At 62.3% G+C, this 16511-nt stretch carries 13 protein-coding genes; 6 read left to right on the top strand and 7 right to left on the bottom strand.

The annotated features are described in order from the left end of the window. Nucleotides 1-11: 11 nt before the first annotated feature. Both gudD and BLW71_RS31280 read right to left on the bottom strand, forming a co-directional pair. Nucleotides 12-1361 (bottom strand): glucarate dehydratase, encoded by a 1350-nt coding sequence (gene gudD, locus BLW71_RS31285; RefSeq protein ID WP_091806395.1) that lies wholly within the window; start codon nt 1359-1361, stop codon nt 12-14. 132 nt (nt 1362-1493) lie between these two features. Further along, nucleotides 1494-2825 (bottom strand): MFS transporter, encoded by a 1332-nt coding sequence (locus BLW71_RS31280; protein ID WP_091806392.1) that lies wholly within the window; start codon nt 2823-2825, stop codon nt 1494-1496. A 423-nt stretch (nt 2826-3248) separates the two neighbouring features. Between BLW71_RS31280 and BLW71_RS31275 the strand changes: the two genes are divergently transcribed. After that, the gene (locus tag BLW71_RS31275; protein WP_091806389.1) at nt 3249-3959 is read left to right on the top strand and encodes a FadR/GntR family transcriptional regulator; all 711 of its coding nucleotides are present in this window, start codon (nt 3249-3251) and stop codon (nt 3957-3959) included. Between the two features lie 55 nt (nt 3960-4014). On the opposite strand, the gene BLW71_RS31270 is transcribed toward BLW71_RS31275, so the two are convergent. The 3 genes from BLW71_RS31270 to BLW71_RS31260 are packed head-to-tail and all read right to left on the bottom strand — an operon-like array spanning nt 4015 to nt 7023. After that, nucleotides 4015-4329: an AtuA-related protein gene (locus BLW71_RS31270; RefSeq protein ID WP_091806385.1), complete on the bottom strand. Its 315-nt coding sequence runs from the start codon at nt 4327-4329 to the stop codon at nt 4015-4017. Nucleotide 4330: 1 nt separating this feature from the next. Beyond that, on the bottom strand, nt 4331-5689 hold the full coding sequence (locus BLW71_RS31265; RefSeq protein ID WP_091806380.1) for an acyclic terpene utilization AtuA family protein: 1359 nt from the start codon (nt 5687-5689) through the stop codon (nt 4331-4333). A 29-nt stretch (nt 5690-5718) separates the two neighbouring features. Beyond that, complete coding sequence (locus tag BLW71_RS31260) at nt 5719-7023, bottom strand: CitMHS family transporter (protein WP_091806376.1); 1305 nt, start codon at nt 7021-7023, stop codon at nt 5719-5721. A 99-nt stretch (nt 7024-7122) separates the two neighbouring features. On the opposite strand from BLW71_RS31260, the gene BLW71_RS31255 reads away from it, so the two are divergent. From BLW71_RS31255 to BLW71_RS31240, 4 genes are all read left to right on the top strand, one after another. Then, nucleotides 7123-8016: a LysR family transcriptional regulator gene (locus BLW71_RS31255; RefSeq protein ID WP_091806373.1), complete on the top strand. Its 894-nt coding sequence runs from the start codon at nt 7123-7125 to the stop codon at nt 8014-8016. 253 nt (nt 8017-8269) lie between these two features. Continuing rightward, on the top strand, nt 8270-8863 hold the full coding sequence (locus BLW71_RS31250; RefSeq protein WP_091806370.1) for a hypothetical protein: 594 nt from the start codon (nt 8270-8272) through the stop codon (nt 8861-8863). A gap of 233 nt (nt 8864-9096) precedes the next feature. Next, on the top strand, nt 9097-9915 hold the full coding sequence (locus BLW71_RS31245) for an alpha/beta fold hydrolase (RefSeq protein WP_091806367.1): 819 nt from the start codon (nt 9097-9099) through the stop codon (nt 9913-9915). A 406-nt stretch (nt 9916-10321) separates the two neighbouring features. After that, a complete protein-coding gene (locus tag BLW71_RS31240) occupies nt 10322-10552 on the top strand; it encodes a hypothetical protein (RefSeq protein WP_091806363.1) in 231 nt (76 codons plus the stop codon). 107 nt (nt 10553-10659) lie between these two features. Here the strand turns inward: BLW71_RS31240 and BLW71_RS31235 are convergent, their stop codons facing one another. After that, nucleotides 10660-12888: an NADP-dependent isocitrate dehydrogenase gene (locus BLW71_RS31235; protein WP_091806360.1), complete on the bottom strand. Its 2229-nt coding sequence runs from the start codon at nt 12886-12888 to the stop codon at nt 10660-10662. Nucleotides 12889-13300: 412 nt separating this feature from the next. On the opposite strand from BLW71_RS31235, the gene BLW71_RS31230 reads away from it, so the two are divergent. Next, nucleotides 13301-15484 (top strand): TonB-dependent siderophore receptor, encoded by a 2184-nt coding sequence (locus BLW71_RS31230; RefSeq protein WP_091806357.1) that lies wholly within the window; start codon nt 13301-13303, stop codon nt 15482-15484. Here the strand turns inward: BLW71_RS31230 and BLW71_RS31225 are convergent. Next, nucleotides 15481-16419 (bottom strand): LysR family transcriptional regulator, encoded by a 939-nt coding sequence (locus tag BLW71_RS31225; RefSeq protein ID WP_091806353.1) that lies wholly within the window; start codon nt 16417-16419, stop codon nt 15481-15483. The two genes, BLW71_RS31230 and BLW71_RS31225, sit on opposite strands and share 4 nt — an antisense overlap. Nucleotides 16420-16511 lie beyond the last annotated feature (92 nt).

Genomic DNA, 16511 nt, shown 5'->3' with positions numbered 1-16511 from the left:
ATTGCCGCTGGTTAGCGCACCAGGCACGGGCGCTTGTTATCGAACTTCCAGTTCGGGATCAGGTATTGCATGGCCACGCCGTCGTCGCGCGCGCCCAGGCCGTGCTGCTGATACAGCGCGTGCGCCTTCTCGATCTCGTCCATGTCCAGCTCGATACCGAGCCCCGCGGCCTGCGGCACCCTGACCTTGCCGCCGACGATCTGCAGCGGCTCACGCGTCAAACGCTGACCGTCCTGCCAGATCCAGTGCGTGTCGATCGCCGTGATCTTGCCGGGCGCGGCCGCCGCCACATGCGTGAACATGGCGAGCGAAATGTCGAAGTGGTTGTTCGAGTGCGAACCCCACGTGAGACCCCAGTCGTTGCACATCTGCGCGACGCGCACTGAGCCCTGCATGGTCCAGAAGTGCGGATCGGCTAGCGGAATGTCCACGGATTGCAACTGGATCGCGTGGCCCATCTGGCGCCAGTCGGTGGCGATCATATTGGTCGCCGTCGGCAAGCCGGTCGCGCGGCGGAACTCGGCCATCACCTCGCGGCCCGAATAACCGTTTTCCGCGCCGCACGGATCTTCCGCATAGGCGAGCACGTCGTGCTGGTCGCGGCACAGGCGCACCGCTTCCGCCAAGGACCACGCGCCGTTCGGGTCGAGCGTCACGCGGGCCTTGGGAAAGCGCTCGGCGAGCGCGGTGACGGCTTCGATTTCGGCGTCGCCGGACAACACGCCGCCCTTCAGCTTGAAGTCGTTGAAGCCGTAGCGCGCCTGCGCGGCTTCGGCCAGGCGCACGACGGCCTCGGGCGTCATCGCCTCTTCGGTTCGCACGCGCTCCCAGTCGTCGCGGCCCTGCTCGCCGCTCGCATATTCCAGATCGGTCTTCTTGCGGTCACCGATATAGAACAGGTAGCCGAGCATTTCGACTTCGTCGCGTTGCTGGCCTTCGCCTAGCAACGCGGCAACGGGTACGCCCAGATGCTGGCCGAGCAGATCAAGCAACGCGGCTTCGAGCGCGGTCACCGCATGAATCGTGGTACGCAGATCGAACGTCTGCAAACCGCGGCCGCCGGCGTCGCGGTCGGCGAATTGCGTGCGCACCTTGTTCAAGACTGCTTGCAAATTGCCGATCGACTGACCGACGACGAGCGCGCGCGCGTCGTCGATGGTCTTGCGAATACTTTCGCCGCCCGGCACTTCGCCCACGCCGGTATGCCCGGCGCTATCGCGCAGAATGACGATGTTGCGCGTGAAGAACGGGCCATGCGCGCCGCTCAGATTGAGCAACATGCTGTCACGGCCGGCGACAGGCACGACGCGCAGTTCGGTGACGACGGGCGTGGCGTTCGATTGGGAAGGTTTCGTGGACATGAGGTTGGACCAGATGAGTTAATGAGCCGGGTGCCGCAAGGCGAGGCGCAGTGCGATCGCACTCGGCACGGGCACCGGACGGAAACTGGAAAGTGCGTGACGCATGATCGGCGACGCTGTTAGTCAGTGTAGTCAGTGGGCTCGATGCCGCAGCGATTCCGGCAACGGGTCGTGATTCACACGGCGATTGCGGGTCAGAAAGCCAGCCGCTGCCGCAATCAGCGAAGCCACGGCCAGACCGTACAGTCCACCCGTGATCGAACCGGTGTGCTGCTGCAGATAACCGAACGCGGCTGGCGCGAAAAATCCGCCGAGGTTGCCCACCGAGTTGATCAGCGCAATGACCGCGGCGGCCACGCGTGCATCCAGATAACCCTGCGGGATCGGCCAGAACAGCGAAGCCGCTGCCTTGAAGCCGATCGCCGAGAAACAGATCGCCACGAACGACAGCACCGGATTGCCAGAAGTCGAAGCGAACAGCCCGCACGCCGCGATGACGAGCGCCACGGCCAGCCACGCCTGCTGAAAGCGCCATTTCGCCGACAACAGGGCGAAGCAGTACATCGCGACCATGGCAATGAGCCAGGGAATCGCGTTGAGCATGCCGACTTCGAAGTCGGACAGGCCGCCCATTTTGCGAATGATGGTGGGCAGCCAGAAGGTGGCCGCGTAGATGGTCAGTTGAATCGCGAAGTACAGGAAACAGAACAGCAGAATCTGCGGGTCCTTCAACAGCTTCATGGCCGGAAGATGCGCGCCGCCGTGCGCCTCGCGCTCCGCCTGCTCCGCCGCGATCGACGTGGCGAGCACGTTCTGTTCTTCGGCGGAGAGCCACGAGGCATCGCTGATACGCGACTTCAGCAGCATCCAGCTCACCGCGCACAGCACGATCGAAAAGCCGCCTTCGACGAGAAACATCCATTGCCAGCCGTGCAAGCCGAAGCCACGAATGGACAGCAGGCTGCCGGTGATCGGACCGGACAACACAGACGCGAGCGCCGAGCCGCCGAGAAAAACCGCCACCGCCTTGCCGCGTTCCTTCTGCGGCAGCCATTGCGTGAAGTAAAAGACCACGCCGGGAAAGAAGCCGGCCTCGGCGATGCCAAGCAGAAACCGCAGCACGTAGAACGAGGTGTCGTTCCAGACGAACGCCATCGCTGCCGCGACGAGTCCCCACGTACCCATGATGCGGGTGAGCCACGCGCGCGCACCGTACTTCTGCATCAACACGTTCGAGGGCACCTCGAACAGCGCGTAGCCGATAAAGAACAAACCGCTCCCGAGACCGTAGGCCGCGGCGCCAATGCCGAGGTCCGTCTGCATGTGGGAATTGACGAAGCCGATGTTCACGCGGTCGATGTAGTTCGCGATGAACATGATCAGAAACAGCGGCAGCACGTGCCGCTTGACCTTGGAGACCGCTGATCCGAGCGGGTCGGCGGCGGTGGTGAGGGCAGATGTCAAGATTGTCTCCAGTTTCGGCTGTCATGCAGGCAAATCAATGCAACGCAGCGCATTTAGGCACGCCGATTTTTCGCACCCAACTCTGTGATACGTCGTCTGATGACAGTCTACCGTTGTTTCGTGCGCTATTCCAATGCCGTGTTTACCCTGCAGAACTGCGGCCCATCTGCGTATCATTGCGCACGGCGCGCGCCGGCAACCATTTCGACAATCGAACTAGGATGTCTGATGACTGTAAAATAGCGAACATATACTTCCGATCAAACCAACCCTGACACCTCTTTTCCGCCAACCATCCCGAGCGCGCGATTGAAATCGTTCCCGGCCGGACAACCGCTATGATGGCTATACCGAGGCGACACACGACACCATTCGCACGCGCGATGTGTGCATTTCCAGCCGAACAACCGACCAGCCCCAGAAATGAGCAGCCTAACTGAGAAGGTGGTGGCCACCCTTTCCGATGAAATTCGCCGCGGCGCCCTGAGGCCGGGCGATCGCATTCCCACCGAAGTCGCGATGATGAAGCAGCTCTCGGTCAGCCGCTCCGTGGTGCGTGAGGCGATTTCGCGCCTGCAAGCGGCCCAGGTGGTCGAGACGCGTCACGGCATCGGCACCTTCGTGCTGGTGCCGCCGTCGGAACAAGCCATGAAGCTGCCGACCGCCGACCTCTCCAGCATGCTGGACGTCATGGCGATCATCGAATTCCGCATCGATGTCGAGGCTGCCTCCGCCGCGCTCGCCGCGGCGCGGCGCACCGACCAGAACCTCAAGCAGATCCGCGGCGCACTGGACCGCTTCGAGTCCGAACTCGAGCGCGGCAGCAGCGATACGGTCGCGCACGACATCGAGTTTCATTTGCAGATCGCCCGCGCGAGCGGCAACCGCTATTTTTTCGACGTGCTGAGCCAACTCGGCCGCGCGGTGAGCCCGCGTACGCGGCTCGGCACGGCGGAGATCGCGGAACTCGACCATATCGAGCATCTGCGCAACGTGTTGAACGAGCATCAGATGATCTATCGCGCAATCGAACGGCAAGACCCGGACGACGCGCGCGCCGCCATGCGCATGCATTTGAGCAATAGCCGCGAACGGCTGCGTCGCGCTCACGAACTGAGCAAAGCGGGTGATTGAGCCGATTGAGCTGATTGAGCCGCCAGTCAGAAGGCGGCCGCAACGAATGAGCGATCTACGAAGCAGGCGCCCCGACATCGAGATCCATCAACGCCGAGCTCAGCGACTTGCCGTGCGCGTCGAGTGCGAGCGAGCGCGTCACGCCGCCGCCGAGCGCATGGCCGAGCACGAAGTTGAACGCGCCGATACCGGGCAGTTCATGACGCACCACGTCGCCTTGCACGACATCGCGCAGATGCACTTTGACCCGTTCCGGGGTCAGCACGGCGCGTAGGTGCTCGTAGTTCTTCGCGTCGTAGCAGATCACCGAGATGTTCAGCGTATTGCCTTTGTCGCCGGTACGCGAATGAGCCAGCTCACGTAATTTCATCTCACGCCTCCACCATCGAAAACGCCGGCTTCACATGCTCGCGCGGCAGCAAAACCGATTGCACCGCGACGACTTCGCGGGCCGACTTCGTGACACCGCCTCCGCCTGCGGGACCATTGGTGTAAAGCGTCTCCACCTCGTTGCCGATCCGTACGGCTTGCGCAAGCGAGGCCGTGCGCCCCGCCACTCTTGCACGCACCTCGTACGGTTCGGCATAACCGGCAGCCGGCGTCTCGCCATGCAACGAGTTCACGCCGATCAGATCGAAGCGCAATTCACGCGTCTCCACGCCGGTCAACACGAGCCGTTCCCGCACGATATCGAGTGCGAGCCGCGCGCGCGCCAACGCACCGGGACCGCCGTACGAAATCTGCCCTTCGCCGATATAACCATCGAAATAAGCTACGGACACCTTCAACGTATCCGTACGCGGCGTGCCTCGCCCGCCGCTCACGCGAACGCGATCCGGCGCTTCCTGCGCGACGCGCACCTGGGAGAAATCCGCGACCACGTCCGGTTGCAGATAGCGCTGCGGATCGTGAATCTCGTACAGCAGCTGTTCCTTGCAGGTCGCTTCCGTGACTCGCCCGCCGGCTTGCGCGAGCTTGGTGATGACCACCGCGCCGTCCTGCCCGACTTCGGCAATCGGGAAGCCTAGCCTCGCCAGTTCAGGCACATCCTTGAAGCCCGGATCCGCGAAATAGCCGCCGGTGATCTGCCCCGCGCATTCGAGCAGATGGCCGATCACAGTCGCCTGGCCAAGCGTCTGCCAGTCGTCCATGCGCCAGCCGAATTCGTGAATCAGCGGTGCGACGAACAGCGACGGATCGGCCACGCGTCCGGTCAGCACGATCTGCGCGCCGGCGGCGAGCGCATCGACGATCGCGCTCGCGCCGAGATAGGCGTTCGCGGACACCAGCCGGTCCTGATAGTCCGACACACGTTCTCCGGATTCGACGAAACAGAAATCGCCCTGGCGCACGACGTCGAGCACATCGTCACCGGTGACCGCCGCGATCTTCACCTCGCCGAGACCGAGCTCGCGCGCGATCTCCGCGGTCTTGCGCGCCGCCGCGAGGGGATTCGCCGCCCCCATGTTCGAAATGATGCGCACGCCGTTGCGCAGCGCGGCCGGTAGCACGGCCCGCATGCGCGTTTCGAGCAACGGGTCGTAGCCGAGCTCCGGGTTCTTGCTGCGTGCCTGCTGCGCGATCGCAATCGTGCGTTCCGCGAGGCACTCGAAGACGAGGTAATCGAGCGCGCCGTGCTCCGCCAGTTCGACGGCGGGTTCGATCCGGTCGCCCGAATAACCCGCGCCCGCGCCGACGCGCACGCTGCGTTGAGATTGAGTGGCTGTCATGCTGGTCACATCCGTTCGTTCAGTGAAGCTCACAGTGAGAATATCCCCAGCGCGACGCAGGCAATCGTCATGACGACCGACGCGCCGAACAGCAAGGGGAACGTGAATTTCTGATGGTCGGCGAGATCGATGCCGCACAGGCCCACCACGAGGAAGGTGGCGGGTGTCAGCGGGCTCACCGGAAAGCCCGTGGTCATCTGGCCGAGCAACGCGGCCTGGCCGACGTGCACCGCGGGCACGCCGAGCTGGCCGGCTACTTCTGCGATCACCGGCAGCACGCCGAAATAGAACGAGTCGGGATCGAACAACATGCTGAGCGGCATCGAGAGCAAGCCGAGCGCCACGGGAATATGACTGGCCATCGCCGGCGGTACGAAACCGACCGCCGCCTGCGCCATCGCCTTCAGCATGCCGCTGCCTTGCATCACGCCGGTGAACACGCCGGCTGCGAGCAGAATGCCGGCCATCATCAACGCGGCTCGCGCATGGGCGTCGATCCGTTTGCGCTGCATGTCGACGTTCGGATAGTTCACCATCAGCGCGATGCACAGGCCGACCATGAACATGATCGCCGGCGGGATCTTCTCGCCCATCACGACCATGGTGCCGAGCACCACCAGCGTCAGCACGATGTTGAACCAGAAGTTCTTTGGCCGGCGCAGCGCCTGTTCTTCGGGAGTGAGTTCGCGTTTCGGCATGGGCACTGAACCGTCCGCGGCCGTGAGGCCGAGGCGTTTTTCCTCGCGCCGACCGAGCCAGAACGCCATGCCGAACACGAACACGAGGCCGATTGCCTGCACAGGAATCAGCGGATTGAAGAGCGCCGAGATCGGCAGATGCAGCGACGCGGACGCGCGAATCATCGGGCCCGTCCACGGCAGGAAGTTGATGCCGGCAGCCATTGAAACCGCCGCGGCCAGCACGCGCCGATCCATCTTCAGGCGATCGTAGAGCGGCAGCATGGCGGGAATCGTGACCAGAAAGCAGACGGCGCCGGAGCCGTCCAGATGGATCAGCAGCGCAAGCAGCGTGGTGCCCATTACGATCCGCGTGGGCCGCGTGCCGACCGCGCGCAAAATGCGGTCGATGATCGGATCGAGCGTGCCGGCGTCGGTGATCGTGCCGAAGTAAAGAATCGCGAATACGAACATGCCGACGACCGGCGCGAGACTCTTGAGCCCGTCGATCACGAACTTGCTGGTCTGAAAGCCGAAGCCGCCAACGAGCGACGCCGCAATCGGCACGATGATGAGCGCGACCAGCGGCGACATACGTTTGGACAGAATCGCGCCGAGCAATACGACGATGGTGGCGAGCCCCAGTAATGGCAGCATGTGCTTGTCTCCGAGATTGTTTTTTACTGCGATCCAGCGTAAGTTCGAAGCGCTTATAAATCAATTGAAATGATTTGATCGCAGCAATTACAAACCATCATGGATCTGAATCTTCGGGACATTCGCGCGTTTATCGCCGTGGCGCAAACGGGCAGCTTCACGCGAGCGGCGACGCGGCTGCATCTGTCGCAACCGGCGCTGACGGTGCAAATTCGCCGGCTTGAAGAAACGGTCGGCATGCGCCTCTTCGACCGCAACAGTCGAAACGTCGCGCTGACGCCGACCGGCCGCGAATTGCTGCCGCTCCTGCAGAAATCGCTGCATGACATGGAACACGTGCTGATCGACGCACGCTCGCTCGGCGAAGGCGCGAGCGGCACGGTGCGGATCGCGTGCCTGCCAACGTTCGCGGCCAGCGTGCTGCCTGAACTCGTACAGGACCTCAAGAAGGCCGTGCCGCGCGTGAGCTTTCATGTGCGCGACGTGGTCGCCAGCATGGTCAATACGCTCGTGCGCAATGAAGAGGCGGATATCGGGCTGACGGGCGGCCAGCTGGACGATGCCGCGTTCGAGGTGATGCATGCGGGCATCGACCGGCTGGTTGCGGTATTTCCGAAGCGCCATGCGCTGGCCCGGCGGCGGCGCATCACACTCGCCGATCTCGCCGCCGTGCCGCTCGTGTTGACCGCACAGGGCACAAGCGTGCGGGCCGTTGTCGACAGCGCTTTCGCGAACGCCCGCTGCACGCCGGAGATTGCGTGCGAGCCCACCTACATGATGACCGCTGTCGCGATGGCGCGCGCCGGGCTCGGCGTGACGATCCTGCCGGCGTCGGCCCGCGAAGTCAGAGCGGAGCCGGATCTGATCGTGCGCGCGGTCGACGATCCCGCGTTCACCCGGCCTATCGCGCTCATCAAGAAGCGCGGCCGCACTTTGCCGCCGGTGACGGAGACCTTCGTTTCAATGCTGATCGAGAAACTCGGCGAGGATTGAACAGCGCGCAATATGCGCTTTACCTTTCATTTTCAAACAGCGCCCGATTATCGCCATTAATCGTCTGATTTAATTCCACGTGCTCACGCTAATATCGGCTTCGCGCGAGTTCGAGGGATAAGAAAACCGCTCGCGCGTCGGGAAATAACGCGTTCGATAAGCTCGGAATCTAAATGACCCGCAGTTTACTAGATAGAGGAGCAATCAAAACAGTGCCACGTGCACGCCTTATTACGATGTCTTCGGGGACCTGATGAACAAGATTTCAATGATTTGCCTGAGTGCTGCTCTGGTCGGCGTGCTGAGTGGCTGCGCCGGGACGAACTTCGTCCGTCCTGATGACTCGGCTTTGCAAAACGGCAAAACGACCGTTGCCGAGGCGCGAGCAAAATACGGTAGCCCGTTTCGCCAGAGCACCGTCACCAAGAACGAAGAAGACGTGACGCTGCTTTCCTATGCGTATGCGTCGACTGGCGGCACGCCGCTGGAAACCGGCGTGATACCGGCGCGTTCGCTGGAATTGGGCTTCTGGAAGGACGTGATGGTGTCGAACGTATTCGTCTCCACGTTCAAGGACGACGCCAGTTCCTTCGACGCGTCGAAACGCTCGACCATCGTCAAAGGCAAGACCACCCGCGACGAGGTTATCGCGTTGCTGGGCAGACCCGCCGGCTATGCGGTGTATCCGATCATCAAGGACAAGAAGGGCCAAGCCCTCGTTTATGCGTACCACACGACGAGCGGCTCGGCGTTCAACCTCAAGTTCTCCAAGCGCGATCTGATCGTGACGATCGATCCGAATGGCGTGGTGTCGGATGTGAATTACGAGTCGTCCGGGATGCAGTGATAGATGTGTTAACGCCAGTGCGGCGATAGAACGGAACCCGGCCTTTGCGCCGGGTTTTGCTTTTTAGTGCACCGACGTTGCGCAAACCCACTGGACACAAAAACTCGTAGATGCGTTGATCGCTGTCCGGAACGCTGGCAACCTAGCGAATCCTCCAGGCAACCTTGTTGCGTGAAACCGCAACGAGCGCATGGGACCAGAGTAAGGCGCTCGACACACCGGAGACGACAGCGATGGAACCCACCAGCAAATCGCACGACGACGACCTCGAACACTTCGAAGCCGCTGGCGCCGCGCCGCTGCCGGTCCCGAACGAAGAAGCCTACGTCGAGCACGAAGGCGCGCGCATCTGGTACGCGTCGTATGGCACCGGCGCGCCAGTGATTCTGCTGCACGGTGGTCTCGGGCATAGCGGCAATTGGGGCTACCAGCTTCCGGCGCTGCTCGGCGCAGGGCATCGCGTGGTGGTCGTCGACAGTCGCGGCCACGGTCGCAGCACCCGCGACGCACGGCCCTACCGCTACGAACTGATGGCCTCGGACGTGCTCGCCGTCATGGACGCCTTGCGGCTCGATCGCGCGGCGCTGGTGGGCTGGAGCGACGGCGCCTGCGTCGCGATGGTATTGGGCATCACCGCCCCGGAGCGCGTGGCGGGCGTGTTTTTCTTCGGCTGCAACATGGACCCGAGCGGCACGAAGCCATTTGTGCCGACGCCTACGATCGAGCGCTGCTTCAGCCGCCACGCAAAAGACTACGCGCAGCTATCGGCGACACCGGACGACTTCGAAGCATTCGTCTCCGCCGTCAGCACGATGATGAAAACCGAGCCCAACTACCGCGCCGACGATCTGGCCCGAGTCCGTGTGCCGGTCGCCATCGTGCAAAGCGAACACGACGAGTTCATCAAGCCGGAACACGCCGCATACCTCGCCCGCACCATTCCCGGCGCGGAGCTGATTCTATTGCCCGGCGTGAGTCACTTCGCCCCGCTGCAACGGCCGGCGCAATTCAATCGTGTAATGCTCGATTTCCTGCGCCGGCTTGCCGGCTAAGCGGATCGTGCCGACGCGTCGGCCGCTTGCGATCCTGCCTCGAATAGAACGACCGCACTTAAACCCTCGAAAATTTCACGATGTGGAACGATCGATTGCTTCGTAAAAAATCGTGGTGCGTGGCACAAATCCGGCATTTCGCAATGTCGCCCCACGTTGCACATCGTGGAACAAAGACGATAAGCCTTTATTTTTAAACACAATTTTTTACTCGAACGAAGCATCTAACAACCCCTTGCGCCACTGCCTGCTGACGTAGACTCTTTTACAAGAGCCGGCGCTTCAGTAGCCGAGTGAGTTGGACGAGACGGAAACACTGTCTGACGGTCCCCAACCTCTCGCACGAAGCCGCCACGGCACCGCGGTTTTTAATTGGCGTTTTTAATTGGCAATTGGGAGACTAAAAATGAAAGGCTTTCGTTTTGGTTCGAATCAAGGCGCGTTCTACATTTTGCCGGGACAGGACGGCTGGGAAGCAACCTACGGCAACGAAACGCTCGGCGAGTTTGCCAGCCCGCAACAGGCCGCCGACGACCTCGCACGCGGCTTGATCTGCCCGCATCTCTCGGAAGGCGACGACACAGCGACGCTCGAAATTCCCGAGAAGCTCAGCGATTGGGAAATCGTTCACGTGTGATGGCAGTTATGGCGGCGACTCACGTGGAAACAAAAATGACGATGGCGCTCGAGAGCGCCATCGTCATGCTTACCGCCTACTTCAGTACAGCACGTTTCTTCAGTGCATCAAGCAACCGCGTCCACGATCTTGTTCAGCGTGGCGCTCGGGCGCATAGCCTTGCTCGTCAGTTCGACGTTCGGGCGATAGTAACCGCCGATGTCCACCGGCTTGCCCTGCGCAGCACCCAACTCCTCGACGATCTTCGCTTCGTTCTCGGCCAGTGCCTTCGCCACGCCGGCGAACTGCGCCTGCAGCGCCGCATCTTCGGTTTGCGCGGCCAGAGCTTCCGCCCAGTACAGCGCGAGGTAGAAGTGGCTGCCGCGGTTGTCGATACCGCCAACCTTGCGCGCCGGCGACTTGTCGTTGTCGAGGAACTTGCCGGTTGCCTGATCGAGCGTCTTGGCCAGAACCTGCGCCTTCGGGTTGTGATACGCGCCGCTCAGATGTTCGAGCGACGCGGCCAACGCCAGGAATTCACCCAGCGAATCCCAACGCAGGAAACCTTCTTCGACCAGTTGCTGCACGTGCTTCGGCGCCGAACCACCCGCGCCTGTCTCGAACATGCCGCCACCTGCCATCAGCGGAACGATCGACAGCATCTTCGCGCTGGTGCCCAGTTCCATAATCGGGAACAGGTCGGTCAGGTAGTCGCGCAGCACGTTGCCGGTGACCGAAATCGTGTCCTTGCCGGCGCGGATGCGCTCGACCGAGAACTTCGTCGCTTCGACCGGCGTCATGATGCGAATGTCCAGACCGCTGGTGTCGTGGTCCTTCAGGTAGTGCTCGACCTTCTTGATGATCTGGGCGTCGTGCGCGCGCGCTGCATCCAGCCAGAACACGGCAGGCGTGTTGGAGGCGCGAGCGCGGTTCACCGCGAGCTTGACCCAGTCCTGCACCGGCGCGTCTTTGGTCTGGCACATGCGCCAGATGTCGCCCGCTTCCACCGGCTGCTCGAGCAACACCGTGCCGGCTGCGTCCGTCACGCGAACCACGCCGTTGGCCGGAATCTGGAACGTCTTGTCGTGTGAACCGTATTCCTCGGCGGCTTGCGCCATCAGGCCGACGTTGGGCACCGTGCCCATCGTGACCGGGTCGAACGCGCCGTGCTTCTTGCAGTCTTCAATCACCGCCTGATAAACGTCCGCGTAGCAACGGTCCGGAATCACGGCCTTGGCGTCGTGCAGCGCGCCATCCGCACCCCACATCTTGCCCGACTCGCGAATCATGGCCGGCATGGACGCGTCGACGATCACGTCGCTCGGCACGTGCAGGCTGGTAATGCCCTTGTCCGAATTGACCATGGCCAGCGGCGGGCGCTCTGCGTATTGCGCCTTGATGTCGGCTTCGATCGCGGCAACCGTTTCAGCCGGCAGGTCTTTCAGGCGCGCGTACAGGTCGCCGATACCGTTGTTCGGGTTGAAGCCGGCCTTCGCCAGCACGTCCGCGTGCTTGGCGAGCACGTCTTTGTAGAACACCGACACCACGTGACCGAAGATGATCGGATCCGACACCTTCATCATGGTGGCCTTCAGGTGCACCGAGAACAGCACGCCCTTCGCCTTCGCGTCGGCGATTTCCGCTTCGATGAAGCTGCGCAGCGCGTTCTTCGACAGCACCGAAGCGTCGATGATCTCGCCCGCTTGCACCGGCGTCTTTTCCTTCAGAACCGTCTTCGAGCCGTCCGCGGCCGTCAGTTCGATCTTCACAGCGCCGGCCGCTGCGATCAGCGCCGATTTTTCGCTGCCGTAGAAGTCACCGCCACTCATGTGCGAAACGTGCGACTTCGAGTCCGCGCTCCACGCGCCCATCTTGTGCGGATGCTTGCGTGCGTAGTTCTTGACCGACAGCGGCGCGCGACGGTCCGAATTGCCTTCGCGCAGCACCGGGTTGACCGCGCTGCCCTTGATCTTGTCGTAGCGAGCCTTGACGTCTTTTTCGGCGTCGGTCGTTGCGACGTCCGGGTACGCCGGCAGCTTGTAGCCCTGATCGCGCAGTTCCGTGATCGCGGCCTTCAGTTGCGGCACCGACGCGCTGATGTTCGGCAGCTTGATGATGTTCGCTTCCGGACGCGTGGTGAGTGCACCCAGCTCCGCCAGATCGTCGGAACCCTTCTGTTCCGCGCTCAGGTAGTCGGGAAATGCAGCGATGATCCGGCCGGCCAGCGAAATGTCGCGCGTTTCAACGATCACGTCGGACGAGCGCGTGAACGCCTTGACGATCGGCAGCAGCGAGTAGGTCGCCAGAGCAGGCGCTTCGTCAGTCAGGGTGTAGATGATCTTCGGCGGTGTGGACATGTTCGATGCTTTGCTAGGTGAAGTGATAGACAGAGCGTTTGGTAGCGCTGAGCCGGCGAGGTTGCGACGAAGCAGCAAAACGCAGCGCGCAGGCTCGGCACTACTTTTTACGGCCAGAGCGTGAGTATATGCGTGTTTTCCTCTATTCGCTGCGAAACAAACATATCCCGCAAGCGCGCCCAATGGGCTCCAGCCCCGCCACATAAGGCTTACAGCCCCATGACCCGTGGGTTGAAACAGATGTCTTATAGATGACCTAAGACACAAAATAATTTGTGAATGCGAATCAGATGCATTACCATTCGATCGTATCTTTCAGTTTCACCCAGTCGTCTAACAACCACTCGCTAGCACGGCGTCGTTTTTGCACAGACTTGGTGCGCGCCGCCGCCACCTGCCTAATTCAAACAACATGCAGAATTTATTTGTCGCCGGCCGCCCAACTTTTGCGCGCGGCCAACGTCGGACCCCATCGCTGCTCAGCGCGGGGCTTTTCGCCAGCGTCGGTTTGACGCTTTCCACCCTGTCGTCGTCGGGATGGGCGCAGGTCGCGGCAAGCGACACGGCGGCCACCTTGCCGGCGGTGAGCGTCACGGCGTCGAAAGACAGCACCGTGGCGCAAGCCGACACGGTCAGCGCGGGCGCGCTGGGTTCGCGCAAGCAGGTGGACACGCCGTTCTCGACCCATGTGGTGACGAGCGACGAAGCGCAGGACCTTTTCGCGACCACCGCCAACGATCTGTATAAATACGACCCGGCCGTGTCGGTCACCAGCGAAAACTCGATCAGCGAAAATTCGATGTTCACCGTGCGCGGCATGCCGATCGACACGTTGAACAGCATCAAGGTGGACGGCCAGACCTTCCCGTCGTGGGACACCGATCTCTCGCTCGAACCGTTCGAGCAGGTGGAACTGCTCAAGGGTCTGTCCGGCTTCATGTACGGCTTCGGCTCGCCGGGCGGGATCGTCAACTACGTGTTGAAGCGCCCCACCGACACGCCCTACCGCAGCGTCTCGATCGGCTACAAGTCGGCCGGCGTGTTCAGCGAAGCGGTCGATCTCGGCGGCCGCTTCGGCAATGACGATCGTTTCGGCTACCGTCTGAACCTCGTCAACGAAAACGGCAACACCGCCGAGGACCACGGCCACATTCGTCGCCAGGTGGCGTCGCTCGCGTTCGACTTCCGCATTACGCCGGACCTGACGTGGAGCGCCGACGCGTTCTATCAGAAGCGCAGAACCAACGGCACGCTGTTCGGCCTGATGTTCAGCGGCGACGCCGGCGGCATTCCCGATGCGAGCAAAGTCACCCATGCGCTCACGCAACCGCAGAACTACTACGAGACCGAAATGGCCTCGTTCGGCACGGGCCTCGATTACCGCATCTCCGAAAATTGGCACGCGAGCGTGAAATACCGCTTCGCCAAGGAGAATCGCACCAATTCGGACAGTCTGCTGTATGTCACGGACGCAGCAGGCAACTACAGCAACACGCTGTATGCGGCAATGACGCGCTACTTCTACCAGAACGTCGACGCGATGGTGCAAGGACATTTCAACACGGGCAGCATCAAGCATGACGTGGTGGTCGGCGCCGGTTTCCAGACGCAAACCAGCGAGTACAGCAACAGCACGGGTTGGAACGAAGGCTACTTCCTCGGGTACGGCAACCTGTACAACAGCACGTTGCTGACCAACGACGAAGTCAGCATCGGCTCCGACCTGTACCGTCAGCAGCGCACCACGCAGGCTGCCGTGTACGCGAGCGACACCGTGCAGCTCACCTCACGCCTGTCGGCACTGGTCGGTCTGCGCTATACGCAATATCGCCAGCACGTGTACGACCCGAGCGGCGCGGTGGCGTCGCAATACGAAGCGGATCCGGTCACGCCGACCTTCGCGCTGATGTTCAAGACCGATCCCTATTCGACGGTGTATGCGAGCTACGTGGAGTCGCTCGAACAGGGCGGCGCGGCGTCGAACACCAACGTCAACTACCCGGCCACGTTCGGTCCGCTGAAGAGCAAGCAGTATGAGATCGGCTTCAAATCCGACCACAGCAAGTGGGGCGCCAACCTCGCGCTGTTCCGTGTAGACCAGGGCTACAACTACACGAACTCGGCCAACGTCTTCGTGCAGGACGGCACCAAGCGCTATCAGGGCGTCGACGCCAGCGGCTGGCTTGCGCTGACGAGCGAATGGCGCGTGCTGGGCGGCGTGATGTGGCTCGACACGAAGGCCATGGACGTGGACGATGCGAGCGTGGAAGGCAAGCGCATTTACGGCGCACCGCGCTTCACCGTGACGGGCCGGATCGAATACAACCCGTCGTATCTGCGCCCGCTGACGCTCGCGTTCGGCGGCAAGTATGTCGGCAACCAGGCCGTGGACGCGCAGAACACGCAGTTCGTGCCGGCTTACACCACCTTCGATCTGAGCGGCCGGTACGAGACGAAGATCGCCGGCAAGGACGTGACGTTCCGCGCAGGGATCAACAACCTCTTCAATCGCCGTTACTGGACGACGGCGTGGGGCTACTACGTGGCGCCGTCGCCGACGCGTACCGCCGTCGCCAGCGCCACGCTGCAGTTCTAGGCGTCTTGTGAACCAGGGGCGCCCGCTGCGGGCGCCCCGATCATCGGCGGAATCTGCGCCACCAGCGCGTCGATCGCACAGCGCGTTTTCAGCGGCAGATAGCGGCTCTTCGGCCACACCAGATGGATCTCCTGAGTCGGCCGGAAACAATGCTCCATCACCGTCACCAGCTCGCCGGTTCGCGCATAGCGGGCCAGTAGCCAAGCCGGCAGCCACGCGAGGCCGAACCCGGCGAGCGCGGCATCCACAATCCCCGTCATGTCGTCGAAACCGAGCTGCGGCTGAACCTGCGCGCGGCGAATCTGCCCGTCGACATCGACCACATCCCACGGCTGCGGCGAGCCTGCCCGCAAATAGGCGATGACGGCGTGCCCGCGTAAGTCGTCCACGCTGCGCGGCGTGCCATGCCGCTCCAGATAGGCAGGCGCGGCGCCAATGCTCGCGTGCTGCACGCCGAGCTTGCGCGCGGCGAGACTCACGCTGTCGGCCAACGGGCCCACGCGCACCACCAGATCGAAACCCTCCTCGATCACGTCGACGAAGCGATCCGTAATCGAAATGTCGATCTTCAATTGCGGATGCTTGCGCGCCAGTTCAAGCAGCACCGGCGCGACGCAGTAGTGACCGAAAGCCTGCGGCACGCTCACGCGCAAACGCCCTTTCGGCTCGCGCCGCCCTGAATCGAGGTCGGCCTCGGCCGCTTCGAGTTCGGCCAGCGCGCGCACGCAGCGGTCGTAGTAGGCCTGCCCGTCTTCAGTGAGGCTCTGACTGCGGGTCGTGCGATTGAGCAGGCGCACGCCGAGCCGCTTTTCGAGCCGCACGATCACTTTGCCGACCGCGGAGCGCGTCAGGTTCATGCGCTCCGCAGCCAGCGCGAAACTGCCCGTTTCGACCACGCGAACGAATGTCGTTACACCGTCGAGGATGTCGCTCATATCTTTACCCGATTGATTCCTCAATGGACACATTTCTGGGATTTCTGCGCGTCAATAGGGACACAGATTCCCCCTATATTACACAGTCCATG

The organism is Burkholderia sp. WP9 (genome assembly GCF_900104795.1).
GTDB lineage: Bacteria > Pseudomonadota > Gammaproteobacteria > Burkholderiales > Burkholderiaceae > Paraburkholderia.
The sequence above is the reverse complement of the archived record's forward strand: the minus strand, read 5'-3'. Positions and strand labels throughout refer to the sequence as shown.